Here is a 13,477-nt window from a genome sequence, read left to right on the forward strand (position 1 = left end):
ACGAGGAGGGGGCGCCCGGTGATCAGCACCGGGCGCCCCCTCCTCGTCTGTCCCGTGGGCGCGGGTTACGCGATGTGGTCCTCTTCCAGTTCCGCGGTGTGGCGGTTGGTGAAGCGGTTGACCATGCGCTTGGAGTCCTCCGCGGGGAGGGTGATGCCGAACTCGGCCTCCACATTGTCGATCAGTTCGCGTGGGGTGGGGTAGCTGCCGTTTATCGACTGCTTGAAGACCTGGTAGTACGACTCCTCGTCGGGCTCCGGGCTGCCGCCGCCCTCGCCCAGCTCGCGGGTGCGGCCGGGGCCGGAGGGGATGGGGAAGCTGCCGGTCTCCTCCGGGGAGGGGTCCGGCTCCTCCGGTTCGGGGGTCTCGAACTGTTGCTGCTGGTAGCGGGGGTCCCGGGGGTCCGGTTCGTGCTGCTGGTACTGGTCGTACTGCTCGTACTGTTCCGGTGCCTGGTCCTCGTACCACTGGCCGTACTCCTCCTCCGGGGCGTAGGAGGGGTCGTACGTGGGGTCGTAGCCGCCCTGGTAGGGGACCGTCTGGGGGTCGCGGGCGTGTAGCCAGGGGTTTACTTCGGGCTCGGGGGTGGGCTGGGGCTGTTCCTGGTGCGGGACGAGTTCCGGCTGCTGCTGGGTGGGGGTGCTGGCCAACTCAGGGCGCTGCTCGCTTTGAGGTGCCGCTCTCTGTGGGATGGGTGCCGCCCCAGCGGCACGATTGCCCGCAGCTACGTCGGCGGGGGCGGCGCGGTTGCCCGCAGCTATCTCGGCCCGGCTGCCCGCAACTACGTCCACCTGTGTTACCGGAGGCAGCAGCGCCGGCTCGATGCCCGCCGCTGCCAAGCCCGCCGGGGCCGTGTCCGCCAGTGGGACGCCGTAGCGGGCCAGGCGGAGCGGCATCAGGGACTCGACCGGGGCCTTGCGCCGCCAGGCTCGGCCGTAGCGGCTGCGGAGGCGGGCCTGGTAGACGAGGCGCTCCTGTTCCAGCTTGATGACCTGGTCGTAGGAGCGCAGCTCCCACAGCTTCATACGGCGCCAGAGAAGGAACGTGGGGATGGGCGAGAGCAGCCAGCGAGTGAGGCGGACGCCCTCCATGTGCTTGTCGGCGGTGATGTCGGCTATGCGGCCGATGGCGTGGCGGGCGGCCTCCACGGCCACCACGAACAGGACCGGGATCACCGCGTGCATCCCGACGCCCAGCGGGTCCGGCCAGGCCGCCGCGCCGTTGAACGCGATCGTCGCCAGGGTCAGCAGCCACGCCGTCTGACGCAGGAGCGGGAAGGGGATGCGAATCCAGGTCAGCAGAAGGTCGAGGGCGAGCAGGACGCAGATGCCCGCGTCGATGCCGATCGGGAAGACATACGAGAAGTTGCCGAAGCCCTTCTTGATGGCCAGCTCCCGTACGGCCGCGTACGAACCCGCGAAACCGATACCGGCGATGATCACGGCGCCGGCCACGACCACGCCGATGAGAACGCGGTGCATCCGAGTCAGCTGCATTGGCGCGGCCACCCGTACTCCCCTCCTCTTGCGTGTTGTTGCGCGCAACAGAGTGGCACATGTGTGCGGTGGACGGATTGCCGGGACGGGTCGGCGTCCGGTCCGCGTGAGGACCGGGCGCCGACAAAAGCCCTGATGGGGAGGGAAGTTACCCGCCGATCATTACGAGTTGGGCACTAGCGGGAGGTCTTGCGGCCACTGGACGAAGAGCCACTGGAAGACGAGCCACTGCTCGACGAACCGTCCGAGTCCGAGTCCGAGTCCGAGTCGGTGTCCGAACCGGAACCCGAACCGGACGACGACGAACCCTTCGTGGCACCCTTCGACGGCGTCTCCGAGGCACCGGACGACGGCGACGACGACGCGCCGTCGCTCTCGTTCGCCTCCTCCACCGCCTCCACGGCCTCCTTCGCGGCCGACTTCGCCGACTTCAGCAGCGCCGCCGAGTCCGGCGTGTCCTCACCGGCCAGACCCGCGCCGTTGTAGTCGACCGTGACCACCACGTTCTCCGTGCGGACCACGACCGTCTGCTGCTTGAACGTGCCCTCGTCCTTTTTCTTCAGGTCGTACAGCACCGCCGTCGCCTCGTCGCCGAGACCCGTCACCGGCTCCGTCTTGAGCTTCGTCGCACCGTCCGTGCTCTGCGCCGACGTCACCTTCGACTCGAACGCCTTGTGCGCCCGGTCCTCACCGGGCCCGTTCGTCGGGTCCGACTCCAGCAGATGCAGCGACACGCTCAGCCAGCGGTACTGCGAGCCGTCCACCCCGTTGTTGTCGAGGCTCGTCCAGCGGCAGTCGCCCGAGACGTTCGCCTCGGCCGCGTTGATCGCCTTCCCCGACTTCGCACCCTGAGGGACCAGCGACTTCAGCGTCTTGGCCGCGAACACCTCACACGCGTCCGGCAGCACCGAGTACGCCGCCTCCACCACCTCGGGGGTCGAGGTGTCGGCCAGCGCCGACTCGGCCACCTGCGACGGCTCACTGTCACCGGAGGCACTGTCCGAGCCGGAGTCCGAGGAACAGCCCACCGCCAGGAGCATCACCGGCACGACGGCGGCCCCCGCGAGGAACGACCCCCGCGCCCGGAGCCCGCCACCCGCCGGGCGCGCGCCACCCGCCGGGCGCCCGCCCCGCACGGCCCGCGCGCCCTGTTCGAATCGCGGCTGCTGACGCTGCTCCTGCTGCTGACCTGACTCTGCGGCTCGTTGCATGGTTCCTTCACTCATGACGTCACATTCATCACGCTTGTTCGTACGTGTGGCGATCCCGCGTGGTTCCTGCGGTCGGATCGGGTCCGGTGGGCCACGGTACGCGGTGAGGAAGAAGTGCGGTCCTGAATCAGGGGGTTCACCGGGCCGCCCCGACGGCCCCCGACCGCCGCTCAGTCGTCGAACGAGTCGGCCAGCCGTTCGGCCAGATTCCGTGCCCTGTCCTGCATTTCCTCGCTGTCCGGCACATCCGTCGTCGTCGCCGGCTGCTCCTCGTACTCCACCGTCACGATCACATTCGACGTGCGGAACACCACAGTGACGGTCCGCTGCCCGCTCGTCCCGAGCGCGTCGTCCAGGAACGCCTCGTCACCGAGTTCGTCGAGCGTACGGGGGAGGAGGGAGGCCGGCGTCTCGGACGGGGAGGCCGACGAACCGGAGGAATCAGAGGAACCGGAAGAGTTGGACGAGTCGGAGGAGCCGGGTGAATCGGAGGAATCCGAGGAATTCGAGGATTCCGAGGAAGTGGAGGAATCCGGTTCGGAGGTGGAGGCGCTCCCCGAAGGGCTGGGGGTGCCCTTGCCGGAGTCGCCGGAGCCGCTGCTGTCATTGGTGTCGCCGGAGTCGTCGGACCCCGCGGACCCCGCGGACCCCGCGGACCCCGCGGACCCCGCGGACTCCGAGGACTCGGTGGACGTCGGCTCCGGAAGGTCCGCCTCCGCCACCTTCGTGCCGTAGACCTCCTGGGCCTTGCTGTCGTCGCTGACCGTGTTGTCGTACGACACCACGCGCTCGAAGTCGACGAGCAGATAGTCGGTGGCCGAGGACGACTCCACCTTCCAACGGCAGCCGACCTTGCGGTCCGTGTCGTACGTGGGGGTCGCCTCGCCCTCGTACGCCTGCTCGCGCGTGGCCTCGTCGGTGAGTTGCTTGATGCCGGGGAGGAGGGAGTCGAGGGTGTCCCGGTCGACGGAACCGCAGGGCTCGGGGAGGGTGTCGTAGCGGCCCGGCTGGGCGACGGAGGTGCTGGCGGTGGCGTCGCCGGGACGCGCGTCGTCCGTGGTGTCGCTGTCGTCCGACCCCGTGCACGCGGCCAGCACCGCCGCGAGGAGCACGGCGACGCCGGGTACGTACGCCTTCCGCTGCACGGTGGGGCTCCTCTCGACGCGGTCCCTGGGGACGTCTGCGCGGTCCTGTCCTGTGGTTATTCGGTTGCCGTCCGGGGGTGACCCCCGGGCACCATGTGTATCGCACGCACTGCCGTGAACGCCGGTCCGGCATCCCATTCGTTGACCTTGGCGCCGGTTTTGCGTTCTGGGACTTTTCTTTTGTCATCGGGGGATTGAGGGCGATATGTCGTACGTCGAGATACCGGGCGCGAAGGTGCCGATCCGGATGTGGACCGACCCGGCGTCGGTGGAGGAGGGCGCGCTCCAGCAGTTGAGGAACGTGGCGACCCTGCCGTGGATCAAGGGTCTGGCGGTCATGCCGGACGTCCACTACGGGAAGGGTGCGACGGTCGGTTCGGTCATCGCGATGCGGGGTGCCGTGTGCCCGGCGGCGGTCGGGGTGGACATCGGCTGCGGAATGTCGGCCGTCAAGACATCCCTGACGGCCAATGACCTGCCGGGCGACCTGTCCCGCCTCCGCTCGAAGATCGAGCAGACGATCCCGGTCGGGCGGGGGATGCATGACGAGCCCGTCGATCCCGGGCAGTTCCATGGCTTCGGTACGGCCGGGTGGGAGGACTTCTGGGGGCGGTTCGACGGGGTGGCCGATTCGGTCAAATTCCGCCATGAGCGGGCGGGAAAGCAGATGGGGACGCTTGGTTCTGGAAATCACTTTGTCGAAGTTTGCACGGATACGGCCGGTTGTGTATGGCTCATGTTGCACTCCGGTTCCCGGAACATCGGCAAGGAACTGGCCGAGCACCACATCGGCATCGCGCAGAACCTCCCGCACAACCAGGGCCTGGTGGACCGCGACCTCGCCGTCTTCGTCGCGGACACCCCGCAGATGGCGGCGTACCGCAACGACCTGTTCTGGGCGCAGGAGTACGCGAAGTACAACCGCACGATCATGATGGCGCTCCTGAAGGACGTGATCCGCAAGGAGTTCAAGAAGGCGAAGCCGACCTTCGAGCCGGAGATCAGCGCGCACCACAACTACGTGGCCGAGGAGCGCTATGACGGCATGGACCTCCTGGTGACCCGCAAGGGCGCGATCCGCGCGGGCTCCGGCGAGTACGGGATCATCCCGGGCTCCATGGGCACGGGTTCGTACATCGTGAAGGGCCTCGGCAACGAGAAGGCGTTCAACTCGGCGTCGCACGGCGCGGGTCGGCGCATGAGCCGCAACGCGGCGAAGCGTCGCTTCACGACCAAGGACCTGGAGGAGCAGACGCGGGGCGTGGAGTGCCGCAAGGACTCCGGCGTCGTCGACGAGATCCCCGGCGCCTACAAGCCGATCGAGCAAGTCATCGACCAGCAGCGGGATCTGGTGCGGGTGGTGGCGAAGCTCAAGCAGGTCGTCTGCGTGAAGGGTTGACATGGGCGAGGCCCCCGGTGGAAACCGGGGGCTTTGTTCATTGCTTGGGGGTGTGGAGAGCAGCGTCCTGTCCTGTGCTCGGCGAACCTCGTGGGCCGGTTGCGTTCTCCGGCTAAGGGAGGACGTGCACTGGACCGACACGTCCCACCGCGCAATCGAGGGTGATCGTCTTGGCGCGGACGAGTCGTTCGTAGGCCGCCTCTCCACAGCCGATGGCCGCCGGTATGCGGAATTCCGCGCATCTGATCGTCATGTGCGAGGCCGCCCCACCGTATTTCGTGACCAGGCCCGCTATTTCATGTGAGAAGAGCCACTCGTAGCCGGGATCGGCATTCTCGGTGAGCACGATCCGCCCCGCCAGGTTCTGAGCAGACATCTCTTCCGGCAGACCCGCGACGACCACGACGGGCGCGGTCGTCCGGCGGGAGGTCACGAAGTTCGGGATGCGGACCTGGCTCTCGATGATCTCCACGTCGGCCGGACCGTTGATCACGTCGGGCAGATGGACGCGAGCCTGCCGAGCGTATCGCTCGCGGTTGGTGTCGGCAATCACGCGCAGCCGGTTGACGTCCGCATCGGTGATCTCCCCATTGGCCTGGGCGAGAAGGTCCTCCGCTGTGAGGAACGAGAGGTCGTCCCGGCTCAGTCCGTGCCGGGCCCCGAATTCGGCGACGAAGTCCATGGCGCTGCTGAGGTTCTTGGTGAACTCGAACTTGTACAGTTCGCGCAGGACCCGGGTCTCGCGTACGAAGTCCAGCAATACATCGGCGCCGAAGTCGAAACCGAACTCGTCGAGCTTGGCCTCGATCGCCTTTGTGGCGGCCTTCGGCAGAACGTACGGGGCGGAGTCCGTCGTGGTCTCCCGGGCCGTGCGCTGCGCGGCCAGGTAGCGGTCGGGGGCGTCCCGATAGGAGGGGACGGTGATGTCGTAGGTACCGGGGCGAAGATGGCCATAGCGTGCGAGGAACTCTTCGCGGGGCAGGTCGCCGACGTGATGGCGTTCCAGGTCCGCGGTGAATTCGGTGGAGACCGTCTCGATGGTGGTGAGCAACCCGTCGTGTTCCTCCCGCGAGATCACCCCTGTGCTCAGCAGAGAGCGCCAGAAGGCGGTGGCGATGAAGGCGCCGCGCACGACCACGGAAAAGGGCAGGGTGCCGTAGACCGCTGCGTCGTCGAGCAGTGTCTCGGCGACCAGCAGCGGGTGCTCGTCCTCGGCCGATGCCATGGCGCGCTCCCGCCGAGCGGCCAACTCCTCTATGCGGTGGGCCATTTCGGCGAACTGGCCGTCGCCGCCTTGCACCACATGGGTGGTGAGCCGGCGCAGGCAGTCCCTCAACCGGTCGATCTCTGTGGCGCTGAAACCGGCTGCGGTCAGCCGCTGTTCGTGCTCGGGGAAGTCGAAGGCGAGAGAGGTGGCGCAGATGTCGAACTCGGCCTTGTCGTGCAATTCGGGATGCGCGCGCAGCCGGTCGAGGTAGTGGTCGATCAGCTTGTGGGAGAGATCGCTGCCCAGATCGGCTGGAAGGTAGGAGTTGAAGTCGTTGCGGACGTCCACGTAGGGGTGGCCGCCGAGGGTCACCATGAGGTGATGGGGGGCCGGGTCGTGGTAGCCGAGCCTGCGTCGGGCCTCGCGCCAGACGTCCTTCATGACCAGACGCCGGTACAGCGAGACCGCGAGCGGCCGCGGACGCGTGCCGATGATCTCAGCCGGGTTCCAGTCCGTCATGTCGCTGTAGGCGGTCCGGGAGCCGTACACGCCCCGCCGGGGCCGGTCCCGGTCCTGGAGCACGGCCTTGACGCCGTCCAGGATGGCACTCACGTGCGCGTCCCCCTCGCTGTGGCCAGTGCCCGCGGCGACCAGCGGGCGGACCTGGAAGACATGGACCCGGCCGCGGCTGACGGCGAACTCCATGTCGAGATGAGCCTCGCCGGTGAGGGACATCAGCTCCCGCAGGGTGTCGACGACGGAGCCGAGGGGGGCGTTCATCGCCGTGGTGTCGGCGCCGTGGTGGACACGCACCACACGCTGCGTGTCGCCGGCTCCACCGGTGACCGTGTCGGTGCGGCTGCCCTCGTCGTAGTTGAGGACCAGGTAGGGGCCGCCGCTCTGCAGGTCGCGGGAGAGCACTACACCGCTCATGGTGACGTCCTGGAGCATGGGCTGCACCAGGATCTCGAAGGCTCCCAGGTCCGGCCCGTCCTGCGGGGACCGGCGCTCGTAGGCGCACACCACGGTGTCCACGGCGTCCGCCACCGCCTGCGGGTCGTCCGTCACCACGTCGAGGACGCTGTCGTAGACGCCGGCCGCGGAGTCTGTCGCCGTGTCCTCACACAGCGCGCTGCTGCGGACCACGGTCCTGCGGCCGGCGAAGCGGGAGCCGATCCGGCGCACGCACTCCGCACGGTCCTCGCGCCACTCGGCGACCGTGAGCGTCAGCTGATCCAGAACGGTCGCCGTGGTGAGGTGCGGGCGCAGACGGTCCAGAGTTCGGGCCTTCGTCCCCAGGGGAACTCGCGGCGTGGTGGAGGTCATGCGCATCGCTCCTGTTCGGTGGGGTACGGCAGCTGCCGGACGGTCCGTGGCGCCACGGGGGCCAGCCGGACCAGGACTTCGGTGTTGATCGTTCCCGCGGCGTCGGCCCAGTCCTGGACGCCGAGACGGTGTCCCGCTCGGTCGCCGAGCAGGACGACCTCGTCGCCGGTCTCCGCGCGTGGGACCTCGGTGACATCGACGTTGATGTGGCCCATGCCGACCTGGCCCACGATCGGGGCGCACATGCCGCCGACGAGTACCCGGCCGGTACCGCCCAGGGCCTTGGGCAGGCCGTCGGCGAAGCCGACCGGGACGGTCGCGATGACGGCCGGTCGGGGTGTGGTGTACGCGCCGTCGTATCCGACGCGTGTGCCTGTCTCCACACGGCGCAGCTGCTCGATCCGCGAGGTCATCGACAGCACGGGGCGGAATTCCGGCAGGTCGGGCAGTAGGGACGGCGAGTGCGAGGGGCCCAGGCCGTACAGCAGGATGCCGGGCCGGACCATCTCCATCGCGGTACGGCGGTGCAGTCCGGCCGCGAGGCCGGGGCTGGCCAGCGCATGGCGAAGGGGCCGTCGGCCGAGCGCGGCCGTGGCCGATCGACAGGCTTCGGCGAAGCGTGTCAGTTGCCGGTCGACCGGTTCCGGCGCGGTGCCGGAGAGGTGGGTGTAGAGACCCTCGACGACCAGGTTGTCCAGCGCGGCGATCCGGTGGAGCGCGCCGGCGTCCGCTGGATCGAGGCCGTAGCGGCACAGGCCGGTGTCGAACTCCACATGCACCCGTGCGGGACGCCCCAGTACGGTGGCCGCTCGGCTGAGCGCGCGGGCCTGAGACTCCGCGTACACGGTTTGCCGCAGATCCGCCCGGATCAGGTCGGGTAGGTTTCCGGTGGGCACAGCGCCCAGTACCAGGACCGGGACGTTGATTCCGGCGTCTCTGAGCCGGAAGGCCTCCTCTGCGTGGGCGACGGCGAGTCGGCGGACACCGTGCCGGACCAGCAGCCGGGAGAACGGCACAAGGCCGTGCCCGTAGGCGTCGGCCTTGACCACACCCATCAGGACGGTGCCGGGATCGATGAGCCGACGTACGGCCGCCAGGTTGCCGACGACGGCCTCCTCGCTCAGCTCGAGTGTCAGACGGTTCACGGGCCCCACCACGTCAGCGCCCGGCGGCCGGTGCGAGGTCGTGGGAGTCCATGACGAGTTGTTTGAAGAGGGTGCCGCGCCGACGGTGATCGGTGAACATGTCCTTGCTGTTGGCACCGGGGCTGAAGACGACCGCCTGGCCCGGCAACGCCGTCTGTCGGGCGAGTGCGACCGCCTCCGGGAGGGAGCCTGCGGCGGTGACCGCGGTGAAGCCGTGGGCGCGGGCGGCTGCGATGACCCGTGGGGCGGTCTCCCCGATGGTGATCACGTGCGCCACTCGGTCGGGGAGCACGGCCCCCAGGGCGTCGAAGTCGGCGTCCTTGTCGTCCTTGCCCCCGGTGACCAGCACCACGGGCCGGTCGGGGAAGGACTCGACGGCGTGGATGACCGACCAGGGGTTGGTCGCCTTGGAGTCGTTGTAGTACTCGACCCCGTCGAGCGTCGTCACGTATTCCACCACGTGTTCGCGTCCCGTGTACCCGGCGATCACCGTGTCCATCGCCGTCCGGTCCACGTCCCACAGCAGCCCGACGGCCAGCGTGGCAAGGACGTTGGCGGTGGCGGACCTGACACGCAAATCACCGAGCCGGGCCAGCGTACGGCTGTGGTCGCCGGTGCGGGCGACGATCCGGTCGGCGGAGACGAAGACGCCGTCGAATCCGGCGGGGAGTTCGCCGCGCGCGCTGAAGTAGAGGACCCGGCCCGCAGTGGTGGCGGCAATACGGCGGCATATCTCGTCGTCGTAATTGGCCACCGTGTTCTGGAGGGTGGTGTGGTGCCGGACGATGCGGGACTTGAGCTCGATGTAGTGCTCCCAGGTGTACAGGTTCATGTGCTCGGCGCGGACGTTGGTGAGCACGCTGGTCTGCGGTCGGAAGCGGTGGCAGTTCTCCAGTTGTCCGGCGCTGACCTCGATGACGGCCACGGACTCCTGGGTCAGGTCCGGTAGCACCGAGGTGAACGGCAGGCCGATGTTCCCCGCGACCTGTGTGGGGCGGCCCGCTGCCCGCATGAGGGCCCCGATCAGGGTTGTGGTGGTCGATTTCCCATTGGTGCCGGTGATGGCGATGATCGGCGAGGGGCACAGCTCGTATGCCAACTCGATCTCGCTCCAGACCGGAATACCGAGTGACCGGGCGGCCGCCAGCACCGGGATGTCGTCGCTTACCCCGGGGCTGCGCACGATCAAGTCGAAGCCTTCGGGGCTCGGCGGCTGCGTGCCCAGGACGTACGTCATCCGATGGGCGGCCAGCCGAGACAGCTCCGCCGTCAGTTCGTCGGCCCGTCGGGTGTCGGTGACCGTCACCTGCGCGCCGTGCGAGGCGCAGCACACGGCCGCGCTCTCCCCGCTGGCGCCCAGACCGATCACCAGAACGTTTGCATGGTTGAGCAGCACTTACAGCCCCCGTGGTATGAGTCTCCGGCTCGCCCCCGGATCTCGTCGGTGCGGGGGCGAGCCGGCCGAAGCCGGGCGCGGCGTGCAGTCGTCGGACGGTCTGCGCTCGGTCGGTGAAGTGGTTGGCGGATTCGCTCGGTCGGCGGCCCCTACTGGGTCGCCGAGTCCTCGCTGAGCTCCCGCACGGTCTCCATGTCCTCGAAGTGGATCGTGCGGTCGCCGATGATCTGGTAGTTCTCGTTGCCCTTGCCGGCGACGAGCACGGTGTCGCCCTCGTGTGCGGCCAGTAGCGCCGTGCGAATGGCCTCGCGGCGGTCGCTGACCCGCTCGAATGGTGTTCCCGTGCCGCTGATGCCGGGCACGATGTCGTCGAGGATCTTCTCGGGGTCCTCGCTGCGCGGGTTGTCCGAGGTCAGGACGCACAGGTCCGAGTACCGCCCGGCGATCTCACCCATGGGTGCGCGCTTGGAGGGGTCCCGGTCGCCGCCGCAGCCGAAGACGGTGATGACCCGCCCGGTGGTGAAGTCACGGATCGTGGACAGGACGTTGTCCAGGGCGTCCGGGGAGTGCGCGTAGTCCACGATCACCGGCACCCCGGCGGGCGTCCGGTAACACTCGAACCTGCCCGGCGTAGGCGGCAGCGAGGCCAGCGCGGCGGCGGCGTGCTCAAGCGAGTGGCCGAGGCTGTGACAGATCGCCAGGGTGGCCAGCGCGTTGAGCGCGGCGAACCGGCCCGGCACCGGGATCGACACCGCCAGCGCCCGCCCTTCGTGGTGCAGGGTGAATCGGGTGCCCGCCGCGTCCACCACCAGGTCGGTGCCGTGGAAGTCCGCCTTCGCGTCCTCCAGACCGAAGGTGGTGACGTCCCCCGGCATCAGCTCCACGATCTCCTGGCTCACCGGGTCGTCGAGGTTGACCACGGCTCGCCGGCACAGGCCCTTGAACAGAGTCAGCTTGGCGTTCCTGTAGTTCTCCATCGTGCCGTGGTCGTCCAGGTGGTCCTGGCTGAAGTTGGTGAACACCCCCACATCCACGAAGCAGCGGTCCACACGGTGCAGACGGAGGGCCATCGACGATGCCTCAAGGACCACGGCCGTGGCATCCCGGTCACGCATGTGCGCCAGCAAGTACTGGAGGTCGATGGCCTCGGGGGTGGTCGGGGTGGTCTTCTCCAGTTCGATCGGCTCCTCGCCGATCCGGTTGCCCGCGGTGCCGATCACGCCGACCGTCGCGTTCACCGACCGCCGCAGCACGGCCTCCAGCATGAACGCCACAGACGTCTTGCCGTTGGTACCGGTGATGGCCACCATGTCCATCGCCTGTCCCGGCTCCCCGAAGTAGCGGGAGGCCACGACCGGGGACGCGGCACGGGTATCGGCCACCCGCACCACGCACACCTCCGCCGGCACCTCGCCGATCTCCCGGTCGACCAGCACCGCCACCGCACCGTTGGCCACCGCCTGGGCGACGAACCGGTGCCCGTCCACGCTGAAGCCTCGTACCGCGATGAACAGCGCCCCTTCGGTCACCTTCCGGGAGTCGTAGGCCACACCCCCGCCGATCTCTTGTCCGGTGTCGCCCTGAAGGACCTCGTGGTCGTATCCGTCCAGCAGTTCACTCAGCTTCACAGTCACTCCTCCGCCGCTGTTCGCGGCCTTGCGGATTCGGGTGGGCAGTGGCGTCCCTGCTACCCGATCATGTCTCAGTCGACAGCCATGCCTCGCCGAGCGACCCGATGTCGCCGGGACCGATGGTCACCAGAACGTCACCGCTGCGCAGGGACGCGCTCGCGAGCCGCTTGATTGTGCCGGGCTCCTTCGTGTAGTGCACGTCGCGGCCGGACGAGCGCATTGCGAGGACCAGGTCGAGCGAGCTGAGCCCGAAAGTCTCGGTGTCCCTGGCCTGGTAGATGTCGGTGACGACGACGGTTTCCTGCGGAGTGAAGCAGTCTGCGTACTGGTGCATGAAGTCCCGTACCCGAGTGAACGAGTTGGGGCGGAGCACCACCAGGCTGCGACCGCCGGGGGCGGCTCCGCGTATGGCCTCCATTGTCGCCGCGATCTCGTTGGGGTGGCAGGCGATGTCGTCGAAGACCCGCACCCCGTCCCGGCTGCCTTTGTACTCCACCCGGCGCGGAGCACCCCCGAACGCCTCTAGGCCGGGGCGCATCTGATCCAGAGTCAAGCCGGCCTGGTGTCCGGCGGCGACGGCGGCGAGGACGTTGCCGACGTTGTGGCGGCCCAGTAGGCGTGGCGCCAGCTCACCCAACTGCCCGCCGCGGTAGGTGACCGTGAACCTGGGCCGTCCCAGGTGCCAGGTGAGTGCCTCGGCGCGGTAGTCCGCGTCCGCGGCCTCGCCGAATGTCATGTGTGTGCGGTCCTCGCCCACGGTGAGGGCTCGGGCGCGCGGGCAGTCGGCGGAGGTGATCAGGACGCCGCCGGGCCGGACGCGTTGCGCGAAGTCCTGGAACGCCGCCACGATGTCGTCGATGCCGTCGAAGTAGTCGCTGTGCTCGGCTTCCACGTTGAGGACCACCGCGATCTGCGGGTTCAGCCGCAGGAAGTGGCGGTGGTACTCGCAGGCTTCCGCCACGAAGTGGTCCCCGCCGCCCATACGGTAGTTGCCTCCGTCGACGGTCGCCTTCGCCCCCAGTGAGGCCCCCGGGTTCACCCCGGCAGCCGTGAGCGCCTCGACGGTCAGGGAGGTCGTGGTTGTCTTCCCATGGGTGCCTGCGACGGCTATGCCCACGGGGTAGCGGTCCATGATGCGAGCCAGTATGTCCGCCCGGTCGACGATGCCGATGCCCCGCTCGATCGCCCCCATCACCTCGGGATTGTCGGGCCCGATACCCGCAGTGGTGACCACCGTCCGGACGTCTTCGCCGATGTTCGCCGCATGATGACCCACCGTTACATGGACGCCGGCGGCATGCACGATCTGAAGGTTGGCACTGTCCTCCCGATCCGAGCCGGAGACCCGGAACCCCAGTCGGTGCAGCATGATGGCCAGGCCACTCATGCTGGATCCGCCGACGCCGATGAAGTGGATCGCCCCCTCCGCGGAGACGCGACGCATGTCCATGGCTGTTTTCAATTCCCCCGTGTCGACACCGAATCCGCCCTGCTTCGGACAGTTCCGGTTGAATGTGAGCC

Annotated in this window: 9 protein-coding genes; 1 reads left to right on the plus strand and 8 read right to left on the minus strand. The window is 68.6% G+C overall.

Translation table 11 applies throughout. The features are described from left to right. Positions 1–65 precede the first annotated feature (65 nt). The 3 genes from ACWD4G_RS22005 to ACWD4G_RS22015 all read right to left on the minus strand — a co-directional run bounded on the left by ACWD4G_RS22005 (position 66) and on the right by ACWD4G_RS22015 (position 3,852). On the minus strand, positions 66–1,481 hold the full coding sequence (locus tag ACWD4G_RS22005) for a DUF2637 domain-containing protein (protein ID WP_451295902.1): 1,416 nt from the start codon (positions 1,479–1,481) through the stop codon (positions 66–68). Between the two features lie 191 nt (positions 1,482–1,672). Beyond that, the gene (locus ACWD4G_RS22010) at positions 1,673–2,707 is read right to left on the minus strand and encodes a hypothetical protein (protein ID WP_451295904.1); all 1,035 of its coding nucleotides are present in this window, start codon (positions 2,705–2,707) and stop codon (positions 1,673–1,675) included. Between the two features lie 170 nt (positions 2,708–2,877). Beyond that, complete coding sequence (locus ACWD4G_RS22015; RefSeq protein WP_451295906.1) at positions 2,878–3,852, minus strand: DUF3558 domain-containing protein; 975 nt, start codon at positions 3,850–3,852, stop codon at positions 2,878–2,880. Positions 3,853–4,057: 205 nt separating this feature from the next. Between ACWD4G_RS22015 and ACWD4G_RS22020 the strand changes: the two genes are divergently transcribed. Continuing rightward, entirely contained in the window at positions 4,058–5,251 is a 1,194-nt protein-coding gene (locus tag ACWD4G_RS22020; protein ID WP_451295908.1) for an RtcB family protein, read from the plus strand. Between the two features lie 112 nt (positions 5,252–5,363). On the opposite strand, the gene ACWD4G_RS22025 is transcribed toward ACWD4G_RS22020, so the two are convergent. The 5 genes from ACWD4G_RS22025 to murC form a co-directional block, all read right to left on the minus strand. Next, positions 5,364–7,784 carry a PEP-utilizing enzyme gene (locus tag ACWD4G_RS22025; RefSeq protein WP_451295909.1) on the minus strand — a complete coding sequence of 807 codons (2,421 nt, stop codon included), beginning with the start codon at positions 7,782–7,784 and terminating at the stop codon, positions 5,364–5,366. Further along, positions 7,781–8,929, minus strand: a complete 1,149-nt coding sequence (gene alr / locus ACWD4G_RS22030; RefSeq protein ID WP_451295911.1) for an alanine racemase — start codon at positions 8,927–8,929, stop codon at positions 7,781–7,783. Before alr ends, ACWD4G_RS22025 begins: the two co-directional genes overlap by 4 nt. A 13-nt stretch (positions 8,930–8,942) precedes the next feature. Then, positions 8,943–10,325, minus strand: coding sequence for a UDP-N-acetylmuramoyl-L-alanine--D-glutamate ligase (gene murD, locus ACWD4G_RS22035; RefSeq protein ID WP_451295913.1), 1,383 nt, complete (start codon positions 10,323–10,325; stop codon positions 8,943–8,945). 149 nt (positions 10,326–10,474) lie between these two features. Continuing rightward, positions 10,475–11,953 (minus strand): UDP-N-acetylmuramoyl-L-alanyl-D-glutamate--2,6-diaminopimelate ligase, encoded by a 1,479-nt coding sequence (locus ACWD4G_RS22040; protein WP_451295915.1) that lies wholly within the window; start codon positions 11,951–11,953, stop codon positions 10,475–10,477. 67 nt (positions 11,954–12,020) lie between these two features. Then, positions 12,021–13,406 carry a UDP-N-acetylmuramate--L-alanine ligase gene (gene murC / locus ACWD4G_RS22045; RefSeq protein WP_451295917.1) on the minus strand — a complete coding sequence of 462 codons (1,386 nt, stop codon included), beginning with the start codon at positions 13,404–13,406 and terminating at the stop codon, positions 12,021–12,023. Positions 13,407–13,477: the final 71 nt, after the last annotated feature.

It is taken from the genome of Streptomyces sp. NPDC002643 (assembly GCF_053592555.1).

What these genes read in the sequence shown, in the direction of transcription:
- ACWD4G_RS22005 (WP_451295902.1), bottom strand. Translation starts at nt 1,481, where the DNA reads ATGCACCGCGTTCTCATCGGCGTGGTCGTGGCCGGCGCCGTGATCATC.
- ACWD4G_RS22010 (WP_451295904.1), bottom strand. Translation starts at nt 2,707, where the DNA reads ATGCAACGAGCCGCAGAGTCAGGTCAGCAGCAGGAGCAGCGTCAGCAG.
- ACWD4G_RS22020 (WP_451295908.1), top strand. Translation starts at nt 4,058, where the DNA reads ATGTCGTACGTCGAGATACCGGGCGCGAAGGTGCCGATCCGGATGTGG.
- ACWD4G_RS22025 (WP_451295909.1), bottom strand. Translation starts at nt 7,784, where the DNA reads ATGACCTCCACCACGCCGCGAGTTCCCCTGGGGACGAAGGCCCGAACT.
- murC (WP_451295917.1), bottom strand. Translation starts at nt 13,406, where the DNA reads ATGGACATGCGTCGCGTCTCCGCGGAGGGGGCGATCCACTTCATCGGC.